The organism is Pseudoflavonifractor phocaeensis (assembly GCF_038439875.1).
Classification (GTDB): Bacteria; Bacillota; Clostridia; order Oscillospirales; family Oscillospiraceae; genus Vermiculatibacterium.
The window spans coordinates 431,828-452,321 of sequence record NZ_JBCDMT010000003.1 but is presented as its reverse complement, the minus strand read 5'-3'; the positions used below and the strand labels follow the sequence as shown (position 1 = coordinate 452,321).

Below are 20,494 nucleotides of genomic sequence, written 5' to 3'. Positions count from 1 at the left end.
GCAGCGGGGCTGTGTTCCGCGCTTCCCGCTCCAAACCCGCCTTCCGGGGAAGACGGGCTTGGAGCGGAAGGGGGCTTTTGCCCCCTCCGCGCGCTGTGGATTGAGGGTCAGGGCTCGCCGGTCAGCTCTGTCCAGGTCTCGTGGATCCCGTCTTTTTTGCGGTCGAAGCCGTGCCCATTGGTGGCCTCCTGGATGGGGAGGTAATACCACTTATCCGCCTCGGCGTTGTCCGGCCAGGTCTTCATGCCGGGCAGCAGGTCCTCCGCCGTCTCGGGCAGGCGGCCCAGGACACGGTTGATGATGGCGATGGCCTCGGCCCGGGTGATGGCCCGGTCGGGGGCGAAGGTCCCGTCCCCGACGCCGTTCACCCAGCCGTAGGAGGCCGCCCGGTTGATCTCCTCCCTGGCCCAGTGGCCGGCGGTGTCGGAGAACAGGTCGGTGCCCGTGTAGGGGAGGCTGGCGAACCGGGAGGCGATGGCGGCGAACTCCGCCCGGGTGATGGGCAGATCCGGCCCAAAGGTGCCGTCCCACCGGCCGGTGATGATGTCCGCACCGGCCAGGGTGGAGACGGCCCCGCTGTACCAGGCGGACGCCTCCACGTCGGGGAAGGGGCTGTCGGAAGTCTCATACCTGGCGCGGACGTCTTCCCGGAGCAGCCGGTAGAAGATCATGGCCACCTCCGCCCGGGTGATGTCGGCCTCCGGGTGGACCAGGCCGTCGGAGCGGCCGATGATGTAGGCCGTGTGGTCCTGGGTGTTGAGCCACTCGCTCACGCCCATCTTGTCCGGGGCGGGAACGGGCTTGGCGGCCTCCGGGGGCTTTTGATTCGTGCCGCCGCTGCTGGAGCTTCCGCCCGACGCCTTGTCGTAGTAGAGGGCGTAGGTGGAGAATTTGCTGGCGAAGACGTAGGCGTATGGCCCGCTGACATAGAAGCTCTCCTCCGTGGGCGCGGCGCCGGCGGCGATGGGCGTCAGACTGTTCACCTGTCCGTTGTGGAAACGAAGGAGCTGGTAGCCTGTTTGTCCCTGGGCCTCGCTGGGAAGGGGGATGGCGACGGTCAGCCGTTCCTTCGTGTCCCGGATGGACTTGACCGTTCCCTCTCCCGCCAGGGGCATGATGAGCATCTCCACGCTGAGGTCCACGAAGAGGCCGTTGATCTTGCCGTCCGCATGGGCTTCGATCTGTTCCTTCTCATACATGTTTTTCGCCGTGCCGGCGGTGAGGCGGATCTCCACCGTGCCGCCGTCGGCGACTGTCTGCGTCGCGCTGGTGTCCGCCAGGTAAAGATCCGTTTCAAAGAGGCCGGGCAGCCCGTCCACAGCCACCTCGGGCGCGTCCGGCTCCACCTTCACCACGCTCTGCGTGCTGCCCACGATGGTCACGGTGAGGGGATCGCTCCTGCCGTCCTTTATGGTCACCATCTGGGTGACCTTGTAGCCGCGGCTGTCCATGGCGACCAGGTTGTACTCGCCGTCGGCCAGGCCCTCGAAGTGGAATCTGTCTCCGGGGCTCAGGCTGTCCTGGCTGGCTACGAAGGTGCTGCCCTTTTCGATGGTGACCGTGATGGTGGTCCCGCCCGGCGCGCCTGGATCTTCGACCTTACCATCGATGACGCCGCTGGGCGGCGTCTCGGACTGGGTGCGGAAGCGCAGCGTGTCGACGGCCGTATTGCCCTGGCTATCGGTGGCCGTGAGCCGCACCTCATATTCCGTGTCCGGCGCCAGGCCCTCCGCAGCTACCGTGTAGGTTGTCGTGGCAGAGACGGGAGCGTCGTCACGGGCCAGTTCGACCCACTCTGCCTCCCCGTCCCCCGCTTTGTGGTATTCGCGGTATTCCAAGGCCTGGGCAGCGATGGGATAGCTCTTCTTGGTCACGGTTCCGCCCAGCGTCACCTTGCCCACATCGTCCCGGTCGAATATGGGCGGAGCCAGCTGGACGGCGGGGGCGGCTTTGACCTTCGCGATGACGGTATCCAGGGTCAGGTCTTCCCAGCCGTCCCGGGTGACTTTGACCCTGATCGGGGTTTCCCCTTCCGGGCCTACCTGGGGGATGTCTTGCGCGAATTCGGTCCAGGTGGTTCCGCCATCCGTGCTGTACTGGTAATAGATCTTGTCCCCGGGCCAGGTCCCGGTCACCGTCACGCCGTCGTGTTTCAGCCTGTCGTAGTTGCCCACGTAAGGCGTGGCCGTGACCCCCTCGATCTCGTAGCCCTTGACGGTGAGATGCCCGGTTTCATATTGGAAGGTATAGTTGTCGGCGCGGCCGCCCGCCACTAGGATGGGAACCGGGACGGACTGCTTTGTGGTGGGGATCTCGGTGACGATGGCGGGGGGCATGTAGCCCGCGGCGGTCTCGGCGGTCTCACTGTTGACAAAGCCTTCGACCTCGATCTCCAGCTTGGGCGGCACATCCTTTTCCGGATTTCCGACCCGGATGGTCTCGTCCTTGAATTTCGCCGTCAGATCCTTCGGGGTGATGGCGTAAGGATGGGTCGCGCTGCTGGGCAGGGCGTAGTTGGGATTGTCCACCCCGGCGGCCGAGGCGGTGTAGCTGCCCACGTTCTTCGCGCCGCCGCCGGCCACGGTGACCTCGCAGATGTCGCCGGGCACCAGACCGGTGGCATTGGCGGTGACGTTTTTCTCGGTTCCGCTGTAAACCAGGTCGCCGTCCATCCAGGTCAGGCCGATTTCCAGGGGCGTGACGGCGGCGCTGGTGGGAACGGAGGTCAGCGTATCGGTGGACAATTTATAATTGTCCTTCGCATCGCCGCCAAGGGTGATGCCGGTGATCTCGACCGTCTTGTTCAGGGCCACATCCTTGCCATTTACCGGGGGCTGTCCCTCTCCCCCGGTAAAGGTGAAGGTCCCCTCGGCGCTGACCTTGGTTTCGTCGCCCTCCACCAAGCCGGAGAGCAGAATGGTCCCTTGGGTGCCGGCATCACCGTCATAGGTTTTACTCTCCGCCGAGCCCAGGGACGGGAAGACCTCTTTCGGGGTGATGGTGATGGTGTTGCTGCCCGTCACGTCTATGTAATTGGGCAGGGTCACCTTATACCAGACGGTCTTGCCGGTGACCACGTTTGTGCTCATTTCATCTCCGGACGCCAGCTTGTGCTCGTCTGTACACGCGGCGTCCCTATAATAGGTGATCACCGCGCCCTGGGGGGCGCTGACCAGGATGCCGTGGGGCCTGCCGTCGTACACGCGGTTATACCCGACAGCGCTGACCCCCATGATGGCGGGATTGATGGTGAGTGTGACACCTTCCAGCTTGAAGGTGTAGTTGTCGGCCTTTCCGCCGGTCAGGGTAATCGGGTGTGTGCCGACATTTTCGGGGATGGTCCCGCTGACGGTGGGCGCCTCGTAACCCGCCGCGGTGACGGGGCTCTCGCCGTTTTCAAAGCCCTCGACAACGAGCTCCAGGTCCGGCTTATTGCCGTAGGTGATCGCCTGGGTTTTGAATTTGACCGTCAGTTCCTTTGGCGCGATGGTGTAGGTTTGGGTCACATCGGTGGGCAGCACATAGTTTTCGTCGGAGAGGGAGACGGCGGTGGCGGTATACTGTGTGCCGGGGGAGTTCACGTTGGCCTCGCCGCCGCCGGTGACGGTGATGGTGCAGGTGTCGTCCAGCGCCAGATCGGACGCCGGTACGACGGCGTATACATTGTGGGACCGGCCGGTGTAGGTCAGCCCCTCATGGTTTTTCCAGTCCAGCCCAACTACTTTTGGCGTGATGCCCACGCCCAGAGAGGCCCCTCCTTTGACGGTGGTGGTGGAGAGCACATAGTTTCCCTCGTCGGGTCCGGTGAGGAAAAGGCCGCTGGCGGTGACGGATTTGTTTTCCCCCGCGTTTTTGTCTGTAAAGGTGATGGAAGCCGCCGCAATATTGATGCTGTCGCCATTCACCACGCCGGCAAGTCCCAGCTTCGTCTGACCAATGGCGTTATTGGTGCCGTCATATTCCCGGGTGGGGGAGTTGCTGGCGGCGATGGTGGGCGTGACTGTTTTCGGAGTGATTTGAATGGTGACGGTGCCGGGTTTAGTTTCATATCCAGGGGCGGTTACTTCATAGTAAAGCGTCGTATTCGTTACGTCCCTAAAATTCAGGTTCGTAACTTCCTGTGTTTTGTCGATGTCCGTATAATATTTGATGCTGAGGCCCCCCGGTGTGGGGTCGCCGGGTCCGACGATGGTTGGTGTGTGAATTTCACCGTCATACTCACCGATGTAGTCCTGGATCAGCGCGGTGCCAAACGTTCGGTACAGCACCTTCAAAGTTCCGCTGACAGGAGCGGCGAATTCATAGTTTTTCGCGCTGCCGCCGCCGGGGGTAAGGGAGTAGTCTCCGGGCGTCAGGGTGTCCGTGTCAAAGTCGGGATCCAGCAGGTCGAAGGAAGTACCGTTCAGCGTTCCCGTCAGGGAGGTGGGCGCGGTATAGTCTAGCCCTAAGCCCGTCGGCGTCTCACCGCTGACAAAGCCCTGAACGGTAATGCTTTTTGCGGCGTCTGGGAATGTATCCATGTAGATAACCGCCCCACCCTCGTATTTCGCCGTCAGGGTGGCTTTTTGAATGGTATAGGCCTGGGAAACTGTGCCGTCTTCGGGCAGCTTGTAATTGGGGTTGGACAGGTTCGTGGCGGTGGCGGTGTGGATATCCGCGTTTTTTTCACCGCCGCCGGTGACGGTGACGGAGCACACGTCGCCCGGAACCAGGTCGGAAGGTTTGACAACGGCGTACACGTCGGAGGGCTGGCCGTCGTAAGTCCGGGAATCGGCCCCTTCCCACTTCAGCGTGACTGCCCTTGGGGTGATCTTCGCAGTGGTCTCCTGATCAAGCAGGGTCGTGTTGGTCAGGACGTAGTTCACCGCGCTCGCATCGTCCAGCTTGATCCCGGTGGCGCTGACATACTTGCCGTCCCCCGCGTTTTTGTCGGTAAACTGGATGGTTCCTGTGGCCGTGGCCAAGACCGTGCTGCCCGACGCGTCCTTCAGCGTGATGATGGGGGTGACGCCGCTGGGGAGAGCGGTGCTGCCGTCATATATCTTTTCCGTGCCGTCAAGGCCGGTGACGCCCGTGGCCGTGACCGGCTTTTTCGCGATCACGACCTGGGCGGAGCCCAGCACGTCGGTATAACCGTTCTTGGACACCTTGTAGTAAACGGTGTAGCTTTCCGCGTTCGTATAGACAAAAGGCGTTTCACCGTATGGGCCGTTCAAATCCGTGGAGTAGGTGACCGCTGCGCCCTCCGCCGCGCCCGTCCGGGTTACCGTGATGCTGTATCCATTGCCGTCGTAAATGACCGCGACGCCCCCGGCGGTCACGCCGGCCGCCATGCTGGCCGGGTTGATGATCAGATTGCCGGGCACATAGTTTGCAAATTGGTAGTTTGCCGTCGCGTTGGCGTCGGGATCGGCGTTGGAGGGCTTCAGCTCGTATGTGCCGACCGCCGTGAGCGTGGAGGGGTCGGCCAGAATGGCGGGCGCCTGATAACCGGACAAGCCCTCCGGCGTCTCCCCGTAGACAAAGCCTGTCACCGTTACCTTGAGCTGGGGGGTGTCCCCAAAGCTGATGGTCTCCCCCGCGTAGGTGACGGTGAGGGGGGCGGGCTTCACCGTGACGGTGGAGACCGCGCTGGCGGTGATGGCCGACACGCCGCCCCGGGTGGAGGTGACCTGGCAGTAATAGTAGTGCTCGCCCACTCCGAGCCCCTTGGGGACGTAATAGCTGGCGCCGGTGGCGCCGCCGATGAGCGTGCCGCCCTGGTTTGTCTTGCTGTCGCTCTGATACCACTGATAGCTCAGGGTTTCTCCCGCGCCGGCGGAAGCCCCCACCGCCAGCATACAGTCAAAGGCGCCGTAGCCGTAGACCAGGTTGGCCGTCTCCTCGGGGCCCGTGACCTCGGAGCCCTTGAGCCATTGGGCGGTCAGGGTCAGGGAGGCGGGGACGCCGAGCTCCTGTGCCGTGCCGCCGGCGGTGACCACCAGGTGGGGCGTTCCGCCATTGTCGACGGAATAGGAGATGATGTCGTCCGCGTGGAGGAAGAGGTCCGAATAGGGCGCGGACACCTGCCAGCCGACAAACTGATACCCGTGCCGGAAGGGCGCTCTCAGTACCAGCGCTCCGCCGGGGTCACCGCCCTCGCCCAGGGCGTAGGAGGCGTCGATCTCGTAGACCGTCTGCCATACCTCGGACACGGTCTCCGTATGTTCGACATTACCTTCGTCCGTCCATTTGAATTCCGTATCCTGGCCGTATGTGCCGCCGTTGGGTTCCAGGACCAGCGTGGTGGTGGGGAGGGGGATTTTCGTCTCCGTCCACTGGGCGATCAGGACCATGCCCTCCTCGGTGGGGAGGCTTACCTTGCCGCCGCTGTCCCGCAGGAAGGTGTCGCCGGTGGCGGGATCCGTCACGTAGCGGATCACGGCGCCGGTGGAGAGGACCGTCTCGGTCCCCGCCGCCAGCCAGCCCATGAAGGTATAGCCGTCCCGGAAGGGCGCCGCCAGAGAATAGGAGGTTTGGCTGCTCCCCACCGCCACTGCCGCCAGAGCGACCTCTTCCTTCTCGTATTCTCCGCCCTGGGGGTCGAAAACAAGGGTGCTGTCCTTGGCGAAGAGGATGGAGACGTCCCGGGGGCTGGCGGGGACGACGCTCTCGCCGTCACCGATGCGGAAGCTGAGGTTCGTGAAGGCCTCCAGAAGCCTGTCCTTGGTGTAATATACACCGTCCACGTAGCCGCCGTTGAAGGAGTACCCGGCTTTGGGGATAACGGTCAGCTTCACGCTGTCGCCCAGCGCCAGGCTTTTCTCGTAGGGATTGCCGGAGGTCACCTCGGGGAGCTTTCCGTCGACAAGCCCGTCCGGGTCGCTGACCTGGACCGTGCCGCCCACCGTGGCGGAGACGGCCAGGGGCCGCCGCTCCTTGGGCTTCACCATGGAGAAAAACACGTTGTCCAGCAGGTTGCCGCAGGAGTTGCTGGCCGGGCTGGAGATGCTGACGAAGGCGAACATGGTTTTGTCCTGTCCCGCCGGGACGGTATATTCGCCGTCCACGGGGTACCACGCGTTAAAATCGCACCTCAGGTATTGGCAGTTCATGTCGGGCGTCAGATAGGTGTAGCGCTGGAGCTTTCCCGCGTACCTCGCGAACACCGCCTGCGTATTTGTGCCCACCTTGTTTCCGTCCTTTTTATAGGCGGTGATGGCCTCGTTGACCTGGGTGATGGAGCCGATCCACACCTCCATGGTCTCCGTGCCGGTCTTGGCTCGGGCGCGGTGGTCCAGGCCCCAGTACAGCGTGTTGCCGGGGTCGGTGGCCACCTCCTGGTAGAGCGCCGCCACCATGTTGGCGTTCAGCTCCGCGAACTGCTTGCCCTCGGAGGCGGTCCGGGTGCCATAGGCGTTGTAGGAGTTGTTCAGGTTTTTGGAGGGGCGGCCCAGCTCAATCTTGTGGTCGCTGGCCGTGGTTTTCCACTCGATTTTCTTGTTTTTGCCGTCCGGTGTGGTGGCGTCGTTCCAGAACTGGCTGAAGCTGCTGCCATTGACCGGAGTCTCGAAGCTGCCGTTTTGCAGGGAGGTGTTCAGGCTGTTCGTCGCCTTCCACACCGCGTACAGGGTGATCTGGGCGGTGTCGATGGCGCTCAGCCCCGAGATGCTCCGGCCATTCTCAAAACCGCTGTCCGGCACGGTGGCGGTGGGGCTTTTCGACCAGCCCGTGAACAGGAACTGGGTCCCAGCCCCTCTTGTGGCCTCCGGGAGCGCGTAGAGTTCCGTATAGGCCAGATCCACCGAAAGCTCCGGCGATCCGCCCTCCACATGGCCGCCGTTGGGGTTGAGGATCAGCGTATACTGGATGTCGTCCCCTTCGGCGGAGATGGCGATATCCCCCGTGGGCCAGGGGACCCGGACCTCTCCTGTGACCGGGTTGTAGGTGAAGTCCTCTCCGGCCTGGGCGGCCGCGCTGCCGATGGTGACGGACACACTTTCCGGCAGCTTATAGCCCGCCACGGGCAGCAGGATGCCGGACCACACCTTGCCGTAGGCGGCGTTCCCGGGGCCAAAGTGCTGGCCGTCCGCCTGGATATGCTCGCCTGAGAGGGAGACATCCAGCGGGCCGGAAATGCGGACCTCGCCCGCCGCCGGATTCGTCACCAGCTCGCTTCCCGGGAGGGAGAATTTCACCGCGTTGACAAATTGTGTGCTCACGCCGGGCGCGGTCCCGATCACGACGGTTCCCGTGTCGGTGGAGAGTGGGTTTTGCAGCCGGATGCCGCCGGGGGCGCACTTTACCGCGTCCTTCACCAGGGCCCTGCCCCCGGTGAGGGAGCTCAGGTCGATGCCGTCGAGGATGACGGGCCTGCCCTTCACCTGGACGATTTTGTCCCCGGTGACGGCGGCGGAAGGCTCCTGCCCGCCGCCGTGGACCGACTTGACCCTGCCGCCCGCCAGGGTGACGAGGGTGCCGGAGACCGGGTAGACCTTGAAGCCGCCGTAGACCGTATAGGCGGAGAGGTCCGCGCCGTCCTGAGGGGCGCCGAGTGCGTCAGCTTCCGCCAGGGACAGCTCGCCGGGGTCCAGCGTGCCGTTTCTGTTTTCGTCGATGTAGATGGTGGTGCCGCCGTTGAGACCGTCTGTCACCAGCAGGGCGGAGCCGTTGGCGTAGATGATATGGTTCACCGTGTCCACCGTGGGGAGCATGACGGACGCCTTCCAGGCGGCGTAGAGCGTCAGCGTCCCGGAGCCCTCCGCCCCGGCCTTGTCCCACACCCGGGCGCCGGTCCCGTCCGCCTTGTAATACTGGTCTCCGCCGCCGTCGATCTCGGTGAAGTAGCCCTGGAAAACGTACTGTTCCGCCGGGGACATGACCGGGGGCGTGGGCATAGCGACGGCGGGCATGTCCTCGCCCAGAACCACGTCCACGGTCCCCGTGGGGCTGCCGTCCGGGCCCGTGCCGCCCCGGTAGTCCAGGGTGAGGGTGTATTTGACGCCTTCGGGGGTGGTGGGCGATTGGGAGGTATAGGAGGTGGCGGCACCGCCGCCGGCATTGCCGCCGCCGCCCGCGCCGCCGTACACATGGCGGCCGTTCCTATCACCTACTCTAGCTCCGCCTTCGCCGCCGCTGATCCCGCGGTTTCCGGAGTAATTGACTTCATTTGTGTCATTGCTGGCACTGCCGCCATAGCCGCCCGCGCCGTTTTGGTAACCGAGACCGCCGCCGCCGCCGCTGCCGCAAAAATAGGCGCGGCCCGGTTCCTCATATGAGGAATGATGGCCGGAGCCGCCGCCGCCACCGCCGCCGCCGCCACCGCCGCCGGTGCCGTAGCCCGCGCCCGGCCAGCCGCCGCCACCGCCGCCGCCACCGCCGCCGCTGGAAGAACAGCGGTCTCTTTTAGAGACATAGCGTCTTTCTCCCCGCGTACCGCCGCTGCCCGCGCCGCCGCCGTAACCACCGGCACCGCCCGTGTATGTAAGGGAGGCGGAGCCTTGGTACAGGGTTCCGGCGCTGCTGGCGCTGCTGCCTATGTTGCCATTATTACCACTTACGCCGTCTGTCTCATCGCCGGGCTTGGCATTGCTCAGACCACCGGTGCCACCGGAGGCACCAATGCCGCCGCCGGTTCCGATGCCGGCTCCCGCGCCGCCGCCGCCACCGCCGCCGCCACCGCCGTCGCCGGGATTATCCGCGTCAGAACTGGGATTGCCGCCGCTGCCGCCGCTGCCGCCGCTTCCAGCTGCACCTCCATAAGCGTTCACTGTGCCGCCCAAGGCGTACAGCGCAGCCCGGTCGGGTAGGTAGATACCCGCACCGCCGCCGCCGCCGTAACTGCCGCCTGAACCTGCATAGGCATAAGACGCCCCATCACCATTGCCGCCGTTTCCACCCGAGCCGCCGTAAGCGTTCAGCGTGCCGCCGCCGGTGACGATCAGGGTGGAGGTGCTGGGGATGGAGATACCCGCGCCGCCGGCGGTGGTGCCGCTGCCGTCGCCGCCCCTCACCGTCAGAATTACATCCGCGGGAATGTAGATCACTACGGTGGAGTTGCTGTTGACATTGAGGCCGTTGCTGCCCCTGCTGCTGTTCGTGATCGTTGTGCTGCTTGATACGGTGTATACGGTGTTGTCGGACAGCGCGGCGCCCGCGTTGGTGGGCAGTGCGGCGCTGTTGGGCAGACCGTAAGGCTCCATTCCGGTCTGGGCCAGGAAGATCTGGTAGAGGATGAAAAAGCTGCCGTAGGTCTGCAGATCCTCCTGCCCGCCCTCGTCCAGCTCCCCCGCGTCGGTCAGCAGGGCGTACAGGGCCTCGGAAAACTCGGCCTTATCCACCGTATCGGTGTCCGCCGCCCCTGCGTCCGCCCCCACCTGCCACCGGGCCAGCAGGGTGTCGGCCCGGGCCTGGAGGGCCTCCAGAGTGACCTCTGCCTGAGCCGGGGCTTCGCTGGGAAGCGCGTTGGCGTCCTCCGGCTCCACTGTCACGGTGATGGCGGGCAGGGTGACCCCCTCCGCCAGGGTATAACCCTCCTCCAGCGCGGCCGTAAAGACGTAGGTCCCGGCGGTTTCGGGGTCATAGGCGGGCTCCGCCGTCCAGCGCACCGCGACCTCCGCCGTCCGGGACGCCTGCTCCGGGGCCTCCTCCGATTCCGTGCCGGGCTCCGGGGCGGCTTCCGCCTCCGGTTCCGGCTCCGCCGCGGGAACCGGCTCCGAAAGGACCTGCGCCGTCAGGGTCTCAGGCAGGGCGAGAGCCTCCCGCGGCGTGCCCAGGGGCGCGCTTTGTGCCGCCTCCGCCTCCGCCAGCGGCTCAAACGACCGGATCTCTCCCCGGCGCTCCGCCGCCATGGCCGGAAGGGGCAGGCAGGTGATCAGCATCGTCAGGGCGACGCAAAAGGATGCCGCCCGTCTTGTCATGGAATTATTTGTCCTTTTTTTCATGTCCGTCCTCCAACTTCTCATTCCGCTTTTGCTCCCTCTTCCGGCCCTGCTTCCTCCGCTGTTCCGACCGCCCTTCGGATGGCGTCGGCCGTGACGGGGCAGGGCAGGAACCCGCTGATCTCCCTCTGCCTGAAAACGCTCTTGGGCGTTTTTTCATCGGTCACCAGAAAGACTTTCGCCTGGGGACAGTAAAACCGCACCCCCTGGGCCACCTGCAGCCCGCCCAGCCGCTTCATATCCACCCGCGTAAACACCAGGTTCACTTCGGCGCGGAAGCTGTGCTGTACGGCCAGGGCGGGAACGTTGAAATCCACGATCTCCTCTTCGGGAAACACCTCCCGCAGGTTGCCGACCAGTTCACTGAGTCCTTCGGGGTGTGTGTCCACCGCCAGGATCGTCATAACCCCTCAACATCTCCTCTCCGCGGCCGGTGCCGGAACAGATTTTCGTGATGGGATATCCCATCACGAAAGAATCCCCATGGGGATTCTTACAGCCTTTATTGATCCTGAGATTTTATCAAGAAAAGAATCCATTTTGGGGGTTTTGTGATGAGTGGTTTGATTTCTGTGACGAATGGATGGGGCGTCCAGAAAAAGCATTTTTTTGCCCCCGCGGCAAGTTGACAACCGCCGCGGCGCTATGCTTAAATAGGAACAAAGCGAGAGATGAGTGAGGTGGGCCGGAAATGAGCGTCAGGATCGCGGTGTGTGAGGATTGCGCAAGGGACGCGGAGGTCCTGCGGGGGCAGATGGAACGGTACTGCCGGGAATATGGCCTGCCCCCCTTCGCGGTGGACGTGTTTTCCACCGGGTCCGCCTTTTCCGAGCGGTGCGTGCCGGGGGTCTACGACCTGGTTTTTATGGATATCTATCTGGAACACGAGGATGGGATGCGGGTGGTCCGGGAGCTGCGGCGGCTGGACCAGGACTGCCCCATCGTCTTTTTTACCCGCAGCGCCGACCACATGCTGGAGGCATTCGAGGTAAACGCGGCCCACTACCTGACAAAGCCCCTGGCCTACCCCAAGCTGGCGCAGGCGTTGGACCGCTGCCTGCGGCTGTGCGAGAAGCGGTCCAAGTTCATTCTGCTGCGCACGGAGAGGGCCCTGCGGAGGGTGCTTTTGAGCGAGATCGTCTTCGCGGAGGTCTTTGGGAATATCAGCGTGGTCCATCTGAAGCGGGAGGACATCCATGTCAGGATGACCCTGAAGGACCTGGAGCGGGAGATCGAACAGGCGGGCGGCGGCGCCGGGTTTCTCCGCTGTCACCGGAGCGTTCTGGTGAATATGGACCATATCACCGCGCTGCGTGACTCCGTCTTTCTGATGGATACGGGGTTGCCTGTCCCCATCTCGAAGTACAGCCGCAAGCAGGTGATCCGGGCGTATGAGGCATTCGCGCTTCAAACGATGCGGGACACCCACGCCGTCGGAGCCGGGATATGAAGGCCCGGCGGTGGGCGGCGGCCCTGGCGCTGCTGCTGGTATGCGGCCTCCCGGCCCGGGCCGGGGAGGAGCCTCCCGCCGGTGGGGAGACCCCGCCCGGGGAGGAGACGTTTTTCCCCGGCGGCGGCCTCTGGCCCGGCGGCGGAGAAGCCGGGGATGGCGAGGAGGGCCCCGGTGGGTGGGAAGAGCTGCCTGGGGGTGGAATCATCTGGCCCGGGGAGTGGCCGCCTGAGCTGGGGGAGGGGGAGAACCCCGACCCCGATCCGGAAGGGCCGGTGGATCCGTCCGCCTGGGCCGACGGTACGGTGGAGACCGCCGGGGAGCTGTGCGCCTGGATGCGGAGCCTGGGCCCCGAGGGAGGCGAGATCACCTTGGGGGCCACCGTCACCCTCGACTGGGAGGACAGCCCCTTCTTTGGCGCGAACCTGGAAAAACCCGCCGTCATCCACACCGGGCCCCACAGCCTGGTCTATGACGGCAAGGGCATCCGCGTCGTTGGCCAGGAGATCGGAATATTCCAGATAGAGGGCGAGGGGGTGGACGCCCCCGTGCTGGAGCTGCGGGGGGACCAGTTCTTCGGCAGCGATTGGAACGAGGTATTGGCCTACCAGGAGGTCACCGCCACCGGCCGGGACGGTCGGGGGGGCGTGGCCGTCCAGGTCACGTCTGACAGCGTGGTCCGCAACAACCTGGAGTATTACGAGACCCGGGGGCGCATCCACGCCTACGGGGCGGGGGCCGTGGGCCTGAAGCTGGACGTGCCCGCCCGGGTGAACTGCCTGGACATCGACGTGGGCGGGGAGGGCGCTGTGGCCATCGACGGTCCCGAGGGGACGGAGGCCTTCCTCTGCGCCCTCACCGCCGAAGCGGGGGGCCGTCCGGCGGGGGACGGAGTGGACACCGACGGCTCCATCCTGGACCAGGAGGGGGAGGGACCCCGGATCGAATGCCGGGTGGGCATCGACCCCCAGATCCCCCTGGGGACACGCCGCCGGGACATCGAGCCCATTGTGAGGCTCGACGATGTTCAGCGTTACCGCCTGACGAACGGGAACTACATAGATGTGTATCTGATTTATGACGATAACTACGACAGACGGCTGGACACCAAGCTTCCCGGCCCCGTGGACATCCCCGTGGCCCTGCCGAAGGCGCTGCAAGGGCTGGGGCTGGAGGGGGAGGGGGGACTGACCTTCCGGGCGTGGATCCGGGACCCGGCCCTGCCCATTCTGACCGACGTGGAGCGGGCGGGGGACACCCTGACCTTTTCCACCTCCGACTACTTTGTGAAGGCGGGGGCTGTCTGGGACCCGGAGACCAAGCTCTGGCGCTCCAACGACGGCGGGGAGACCTGGTCCGACGCCACGGACGCCGTGACCTGGCTGATCCGCCCCGCCGCCGTGGAGCGGTTCGCCCTGGACACGGCGGGGCTGGACCACTCCATCTCCCTGGTTCTGGAAAACGGGGCGGGCTGGGGGAATGTGGTGACCCTCACCCCCGGCGAGGAGGGCGTGCTCACTCCCGGCACCGGCGGGGACCGGGACGGCGGCGACCGGGAGGAACAGCCCGGCGGGGACGGCGGCACCCACGGCGGCGGAACGGGGAGCGGCGGAAGCTCTGATGACAGAGAGCCCAAGCCCACCCCTACCCCCAAGCCTACACCTGCCCCCCGGCCCACCCCCGGCCCAGAGCACACCCCCGGCCCCACGGCGGCCCCGACGCCCCAGGCCGCTCCGGCGGCCACGGCGGAAGCGGTTCCCACCCATGCGCCGGGGACTGTTTCCACCCCGGAGGTGACGCCGATCCCGGAGGCTTCCCCCATTTCGGAGGAGACCCCGGCGGCGGAGCCCTCTCTGAGCGGCGCGCCGGAAGAGCCCCCGGCCTTGGAGCCTGGAACGGAAGACGCCCCGGCGGGAGCGCCGGAGGTTTCCCAGCCTCCGAAGGCTTCTCAAAATGCCGTTCCTTCTGACGGGACGGACAGCTCCGCCGTCCCCGTCATCGCCGGGGCGGCGTCCCCGGAGCCCCCGGCGGAGGACACACAGACGCCCGCCCCCGCACCCAGCGCCGCCGGGGAGCCCTCTCCTGATCCAGCCGGGGAAGGGGAGGGGCGGCCCCGCTCCGGGCGGGGACTGGTTCTGCCCGCCGCTCTTTTGGTCTCCGCGGGCGGCGTGACTTCGCTGGTCACCCTCCGAAAGAAACGGGGTGGCCGCTGATGCAGAAATTAGAGGCCCAGCCCGCCAAGGCTCGGCGGGGCCGGGAAAAGCTGGGACTTCCCCTGCTGCTGCTGGCCCTGTGCCTGCTGACGGCGGTGTTTTGCGGGCTGTTATACCGGTATGACAACAAATACACCGCGCCCGGACCGGGCGCGGCGTATGGCAATATGGACCTGCGGGGAGACGTGCTTGAGACCCGGGGCCTTGTCTGGCTGGTGGACGGCTGGGCATTTTATGGCGGTGAGCCCCTCACCCCCGGAGATTTTCAAAACGGCGCCCCCGTGCCCGACCGCTATGTGTTCGCGGGGCAGCTGGGCGGCTTCGAAAGCGTGGACGGCGCGCCCCACGGCAGCGCCAGCTACCGGCTCACCCTCGCCCTGCCGGAGGAGGCGCGGACCTACGCCCTCTACCTGCCGGAGGTTTTTTCCGCCTACCGGCTGTACGTGGACGGCGTGGAGCTGCTGGCTCTGGGACGGACCGGCCCGGAGGGCTATCGGGCGGAGACGGCGGAGAAGGTGGTTTATTTCCAGGGGGCGGGACAGGCGGAGCTGCTCCTTGCCGTGTCCGACTATTCCAATACATACAGCGGGCTGGTGTACCCTCCGGCCTTTGGGCTGCCCGACGCCGTGGACGGTATGGCGGCCCTCCGGCTCAATCTGCGGACCGGGCTTCTGACCCTTACGACACTGGTCGGCGTGATCGCCCTGCTGCTCTTCGCGGCGGACCGGAAAAACCCTTTGCCCGGCCTCTACGCCCTGGTGTGCCTGTCCTTTCTGGGCTACACCTGCCACCCGGTGGTAAAGACCCTGTTCCCCGGCCTGCCCGGGCTCCACTTTGTGGAGAACCTGTCCTTCTGCGCCATGATCCTGCTGGTGTTTCTCCTGCAGCGGAAGCTCTTCGACCTGGACCACCCGGTCAATCTCTTCGGCGTCTGCTTCGGGGCGTTGGTCTGTCTGGCGTGCGTGATCTACCACCTGCTCCTGCCCGGGGCGGGGCTGGGGCTGATCCTCGCCTACTCCAAGCTCATGGGCCTTTACAAGTGGTTGGCCGCCGTCCTGCTGACGGCGGGGGCCTGCTTGAGCCTTCGGCAGGGGGACGAGGCGGCGCCCCGGGCCAGGGTCCTCCTGTGCGGGATGGCAATCTTTGACGCCGCGCTGGTGATGGACCGGCTGCTGCCCCTCTACGAGCCCATCTGCTCGGGGTGGTTTCTGGAGCTGGGCAGCCTGTGCCTTGTCCTGCTGATCGGCGGAGTCCTCCTGGGGGAGATTTACAGCCGGACCGTCACGAGCCTGGCGCTGGAGGAGAACGTCCGGCTGACCCGGCAAAACGTGGCCATGCAGAAGGAGCAGCACCGGGCCATGATGGAGGCCCTTTCCTGTGAGCGGGCCTTCCGCCATGATCTGCGGCAGCATCTCTCCGTCCTGCGGGAATTTGTGGGAGCGGAGGACACGGACGCCCTCAGGCGGTATTTCGACCAGCTGGAGGGGGAGCTGCCACCCCGGTATGAGGGCGTGTTTTGTGAGAACACGGCGGTGGACGCCGTGATCCGCCACTACGCGGCCCGGGCCAAGTCGGCGGGCGTGGCGTTCACCGCGGCGGTGCAGGCGGCGGAGGAGCTGCCCTTCGGCGACGTGGACCTGTGCGTCATGTTCGGAAATCTGTTGGAAAACGCCGTGGAGGCCTGCGGGCGCCAGTCCTCGGGCGAAAGGTACATCCGCCTGTGGGCGGGCCCTTCCCTGGGGACCTATTCCATCACCGTTGAGAACAGTTTCGAAGGCGACCCCCGGCGGGAGGGGAGTGGGTTCCTCTCCAGCAAGGGGCCGCGGATGGGCGTGGGGGTGTCCTCCGTGCGGGCCACCGCCAAAAAGTATGGCGGCAGGGCCGTCTTTGAGGCGGAGGCCGGCCTTTTCCGGGCCAGTGTGATCCTGCATGGGTAGATAGGCGCAGTCAGCCGCTATCACGATATCAGAGGTGTATGGGATGTCTTTTTTCACCTTTTTAAAAAACAGCCTTTCAGACGAGCGGCAGATTCTGCGTCAAAGCGAGGCCGATCAGCTCCAGCTCCCCGCGGAGATGCTGGAGCGGCTGGACACCGAAAACGCCGTGGTCAATGTGCGGAGGCTGGTGCCCTTTTCCGCGCTGATCTTCCTGATCGAGATATTGAACCAGGCCGTCATCTTCACGGCGGATATCTCCCCCGCCGCCCACGGGGCGTATCTGGCGGCGGGCGCTTCCATGCTGGCGCTGATGGTTACCGCCGCCGCTCTGGCCTACCGGTTCCTCACGGCCCCCGTGGTGGAGCGCCGGCGCTGCAAGTCCCTCTACCGGGCCTTCTGGTGGCTCTTCAGCATCAATATGCTGGTATTCGTCGCTTTGGAGATCATCACCCGGAGACTGACCAACAACTATTTCTATCTGCTTATTCTCACCGCCGCGTTTCCCCTGCTGTCCCGGAAGGAGGCGTTTTGGCTCTTCGGACTGGATGCGGCGGTCGCCATCCACGTGGCGGTGGTGTTCGGCTTTACCGCGCAGCAGCTGCTTCAGCTGCCGCTGATCGCCGTATTTGCCCTGATCCTCTCCCGGGTGCTCTACAACGCGCACCGGAGCAACGACATCACCCTGGCGCGGCTGGAGGTCTCCAACCAAAAGCTGGCGGCGCTGGCCCGTACCGATCCGCTCACCGGTCTTTTGAACCGGCGCGGCGTCCAGGAGACGCTGGACGAGACGCTCTCCCAGAATGGCGGGGGCCTTGGCGTGGTTTTCCTGATGGTGGACATCGACCTGTTCAAGTCCTATAATGACCGCTTTGGCCACAATCAGGGCGACGTGTGCCTGCAAAAGGTGGCCGATACGCTCCGGCGCTGTGTCCGCGGCCCCGCCGACCTTGCCGCCCGGATCGGCGGGGAGGAGTTTTTGGTGGTGCTCATTGACTGTCCGGCCATGGAGGTGCTCCCCGCGGCCCAGCGGCTTCGCCAGAAAGTGCTGGATCTCGGCCTGGAGGCCGCAACCGACGCGGTGAACCGCTGTGTCACGGTGAGTGTGGGCACGGCCTCCGCCAGGGCTCCCATTGACTTTACCACCCTCTACAACCAGGCCGACAAGGCGCTGTACCAGGCCAAGAACGCGGGCCGGAACTGTGTTGTGCTGGGCAGCAGGATCGACTGCGGGACAAAATAGGTCGGGATGGTTCCAAACGGTCTTTATCTACCGAAGCCGCCGTTTTTTGGCCCGCCGCGCTCGGATGTTCACATTCATAATAGGTGTGGAGGATACGAAAAGGCCGGGAAATCACAGATTTCCCGGCCTTTTTGCCTCCACATGGAAAAACTAATCGGAAAAGGATGATCCTGCTCAGCGGGGCAGCGCAAAAAAGAAGGGATTTTGCCATCTGACAAAATCCCTTCTTTTTTGGAGCTACTGGCCGGACTTGAACCGGCGACCTGCTGATTACGAATCAGCTGCTCTACCAACTGAGCCACAGTAGCGGGGATGAGAAAGCGGGGCCGCCGCTTCCTGTTTTGGGTGTGGGCCCGCAGTGGCGCTGAGGGCTTTCACAAGTAAAAAGTTTATCATATTTTCCCTGTGCAGTCAATCCCAAAAATCGCCTCAGCCCTCCAGGCGGGGGAAGGCCAGAGCCAGCCCCGGCAGGGCCAGGCCGATGACGCAGGTGAGGGGGACGGTGACGGGGAAGAAGAGGACCTGGGGGAGGAGAAAGGCCAGGGCGGCCAGGATGGAGAGGGCGGTCCGGCGGAAGGTGGACAGAGCGGCCAGGGCGGCCGCCTTGAGGGGATGGGGCGGCGGGACGGCGTCGGAGAGGGAGGGGAAGAGGTGGAGAGCCACCCCCCACAGGCAGAGAAGCCCCGCCAGGGACAGTCCCGCCAGGGGCAGGAACATCCCGCCCAGGCTGCCGTAAAACCAAAGGGCGGAGCCCAAGACCCCCGCCGCGGCCAGCAGGGCCAGGCCCCAGCCCAGCTTGAGGAGAAAGCGGGAGCGGAAAGCGTCCCAGAATTCCCGCACGGGCTCGGTGGGCTGGTCGTCGGCCATCCGGCCCAGCACGCGGCCGAAGGCCGACAGGGCGGGCCCCAGGGTGACCACGGGCAGGCAGGCGAGGACGAAGATCAGGTTGAGCCCCGCCAGACGGCTGAACTCCCGGGACAGGACGCTGAAATACCATTTGTGGCCCCGCTTCACCGGCGGGGCGGGGGCGGGCTCAAAGGCCATGGGACGTCACCGCGATTCATGAAAAACTTCCCCCTGGGGAATTGGGACCGGAATAGAAAGGGGGCGCAGCTTTATTGTAACGTTTCCAATCAAAAATGGCAAGACTGAATGAAAAGAGGCTTCTGGTGAAATGCTACAATTTGCAAGGGATAGCTTTTGCGACTTTCCACAAAATTGTGCACTTTGCGCAAAAACTGCTTGCTTTCGCGACCGAGAAAGGCTATGATGAAACCATAGAAGTCTGGAAACGTTTCCAGACCCGGCGCGCCGCCGATCCGGCGCGAATCGAAAAGGAGGAACAATGATGAAAAAAAGATGGCTTGCCTTGGGGCTGTCCGCCGCCATGACCGTCGGCCTGCTCAGCGGATGCGGGGGAGACAGCAAAGAGAGCGCCGCCCCCGGCAACAGCACCGCCCCCGTGGAGAGCGCGGCCGCCGCGGGCGGATCCGTCTACTTCCTGAACTTTAAGCCCGAGCAGGATGAGCAGTGGAAGGAGATCGCCAAGACCTACACCCAGGCCACCGGCGTGCCCGTCACCGTGGTTACCGCCGCCTCCGGCCAGTATGAGACCCAGCTCATGGCCGAGATGGGCAAAACCGAGGCGCCCACGCTGTTCCAGGTCAACGGCCCCGTGGGCCTGAACAACTGGAAGGACTACTGCTACGACCTGTCCGGCTCCGATATTTACAAGAACCTGACCAGTGAGGACTTCGCCCTGAAGAACGGGGACGAGGTGGCCGCCGTGGCCTACGTCATCGAGACCTACGGCATCATCTACAACAAGGCCCTGCTGGAGAAGGCCGGGTACACCCAGGACGACATCCAGAGCTTTGACGACCTCAAGCGGGTGGCCGACGACATCCAGGCCCGCAAGGACGAGCTGGGGGTCAAGGGAGCCTTCACCTCCGCCGGTATGGACGGCTCCTCCGACTGGCGGTTCAAGACCCATCTGGCCAACCTGCCCATCTACTATGAGTACAAGGCCGACGGCATCTCCTCCACCGACGCCATCAAGGGCACCTTCCTGGACGACTACCGCCAGATCTGGGACCTCTATATCACCGACGCCACCTGCCCGGGGAGCGAGCTCTCCGCCAAGACCGGAGACGACGCCGTGGCCGAGTTCGCGGGCGGCGAGGCCGTTTTCTACCAGAACGGCACCTGGGCCTATGACGACGTGAAGGGTCTGGGCGACGACAACCTGGGCATGCTGCCCATCTATATCGGCGCCGACGGCGAGGCCAATCAAGGCCTTTGCACCGGCTCCGAGAACTACTGGTGCGTCAACAAGAACGCCTCTCCCGAGGACATCCAGGCCACCCTGGACTTCATCAACTGGTGCGTGACCTCCGAGGAGGGGACCACCGCCATGGCCGAGTCCCTGGGCTTCGTCATCCCCTTCCAGAGCGCCAAGGAGACCACCAACCATCTGGTGGCCATCTCCAACGAGTACGTGGCCAGCGGCAAAACCTCTGTGGACTGGTGCTTCTCCACCATGCCCTCCGAGGAGTGGAAGAACGGCCTGGGCACCGCCCTGACCATCTACGCCGCCGACCCCACCGACGCCAACTGGCAGGGCGTGGTCACCGCCTTTGTGGACGGCTGGGCCGCCGAGTACAAGCTGGCCAACGGCTGAGGGACACATCCATCGTAAGCGGAAAGGGGCGGGCCCAGCCCGCCCCTTTTTTCAA

General features: G+C 64.8%; 9 protein-coding genes and 1 tRNA gene. 6 read left to right on the top strand and 4 right to left on the bottom strand.

Features of this window, described 5'->3' with window-relative positions; translation table 11 throughout:
• Window positions 1–107: 107 nt before the first annotated feature.
• Together AAEU42_RS06815 and AAEU42_RS06810 are read right to left on the bottom strand one after the other, a co-directional pair.
• Complete coding sequence (locus tag AAEU42_RS06815; protein ID WP_342232780.1) at window positions 108–10,898, bottom strand: YDG domain-containing protein; 10,791 nt, start codon at window positions 10,896–10,898, stop codon at window positions 108–110.
• Window positions 10,899–10,939: 41 nt separating this feature from the next.
• Complete coding sequence (locus AAEU42_RS06810; RefSeq protein ID WP_342232779.1) at window positions 10,940–11,323, bottom strand: response regulator; 384 nt, start codon at window positions 11,321–11,323, stop codon at window positions 10,940–10,942.
• A gap of 287 nt (window positions 11,324–11,610) precedes the next feature.
• Between AAEU42_RS06810 and AAEU42_RS06805 the strand changes: the two genes are divergently transcribed.
• The 4 genes from AAEU42_RS06805 to AAEU42_RS06790 are packed head-to-tail and all read left to right on the top strand — an operon-like array spanning window position 11,611 to window position 17,759.
• On the top strand, window positions 11,611–12,369 hold the full coding sequence (locus tag AAEU42_RS06805) for a LytR/AlgR family response regulator transcription factor (RefSeq protein ID WP_342232778.1): 759 nt from the start codon (window positions 11,611–11,613) through the stop codon (window positions 12,367–12,369).
• Window positions 12,366–14,582 carry a hypothetical protein gene (locus AAEU42_RS06800; protein ID WP_342232777.1) on the top strand — a complete coding sequence of 739 codons (2,217 nt, stop codon included), beginning with the start codon at window positions 12,366–12,368 and terminating at the stop codon, window positions 14,580–14,582. Before AAEU42_RS06805 ends, AAEU42_RS06800 begins: the two co-directional genes overlap by 4 nt.
• Entirely contained in the window at window positions 14,582–16,519 is a 1,938-nt protein-coding gene (locus tag AAEU42_RS06795) for an ATP-binding protein (RefSeq protein WP_342232776.1), read from the top strand. Before AAEU42_RS06800 ends, AAEU42_RS06795 begins: the two co-directional genes overlap by 1 nt.
• A 43-nt stretch (window positions 16,520–16,562) precedes the next feature.
• Window positions 16,563–17,759 (top strand): GGDEF domain-containing protein, encoded by a 1,197-nt coding sequence (locus AAEU42_RS06790; protein ID WP_342232775.1) that lies wholly within the window; start codon window positions 16,563–16,565, stop codon window positions 17,757–17,759.
• Window positions 17,760–17,991: 232 nt separating this feature from the next.
• On the opposite strand, the gene AAEU42_RS06785 is transcribed toward AAEU42_RS06790, so the two are convergent.
• Window positions 17,992–18,067 (bottom strand) — tRNA-Thr (locus AAEU42_RS06785).
• 121 nt (window positions 18,068–18,188) lie between these two features.
• Window positions 18,189–18,803 carry a DUF624 domain-containing protein gene (locus AAEU42_RS06780; protein WP_342232774.1) on the bottom strand — a complete coding sequence of 205 codons (615 nt, stop codon included), beginning with the start codon at window positions 18,801–18,803 and terminating at the stop codon, window positions 18,189–18,191.
• A 125-nt stretch (window positions 18,804–18,928) separates the two neighbouring features.
• Between AAEU42_RS06780 and AAEU42_RS06775 the strand changes: the two genes are divergently transcribed.
• Window positions 18,929–19,108 carry a hypothetical protein gene (locus tag AAEU42_RS06775; protein ID WP_342232773.1) on the top strand — a complete coding sequence of 60 codons (180 nt, stop codon included), beginning with the start codon at window positions 18,929–18,931 and terminating at the stop codon, window positions 19,106–19,108.
• Window positions 19,108–20,439 (top strand): ABC transporter substrate-binding protein, encoded by a 1,332-nt coding sequence (locus tag AAEU42_RS06770; protein ID WP_425288199.1) that lies wholly within the window; start codon window positions 19,108–19,110, stop codon window positions 20,437–20,439. Before AAEU42_RS06775 ends, AAEU42_RS06770 begins: the two co-directional genes overlap by 1 nt.
• The last annotated feature ends 55 nt before the right edge of the window (window positions 20,440–20,494 follow it).

Coding starts and splice junctions, on each gene's coding strand:
- AAEU42_RS06800 (WP_342232777.1), top strand. CDS start 12,366: ATGAAGGCCCGGCGGTGGGCGGCGGCCCTGGCGCTGCTGCTGGTATGC.
- AAEU42_RS06810 (WP_342232779.1), bottom strand. CDS start 11,323: ATGACGATCCTGGCGGTGGACACACACCCCGAAGGACTCAGTGAACTG.
- AAEU42_RS06805 (WP_342232778.1), top strand. CDS start 11,611: ATGAGCGTCAGGATCGCGGTGTGTGAGGATTGCGCAAGGGACGCGGAG.
- AAEU42_RS06795 (WP_342232776.1), top strand. CDS start 14,582: ATGCAGAAATTAGAGGCCCAGCCCGCCAAGGCTCGGCGGGGCCGGGAA.
- AAEU42_RS06770 (WP_425288199.1), top strand. CDS start 19,108: ATGAAAAAAAGATGGCTTGCCTTGGGGCTGTCCGCCGCCATGACCGTC.
- AAEU42_RS06790 (WP_342232775.1), top strand. CDS start 16,563: ATGTCTTTTTTCACCTTTTTAAAAAACAGCCTTTCAGACGAGCGGCAG.
- AAEU42_RS06815 (WP_342232780.1), bottom strand. CDS start 10,898: ATGACAAGACGGGCGGCATCCTTTTGCGTCGCCCTGACGATGCTGATC.
- AAEU42_RS06780 (WP_342232774.1), bottom strand. CDS start 18,803: ATGGCCTTTGAGCCCGCCCCCGCCCCGCCGGTGAAGCGGGGCCACAAA.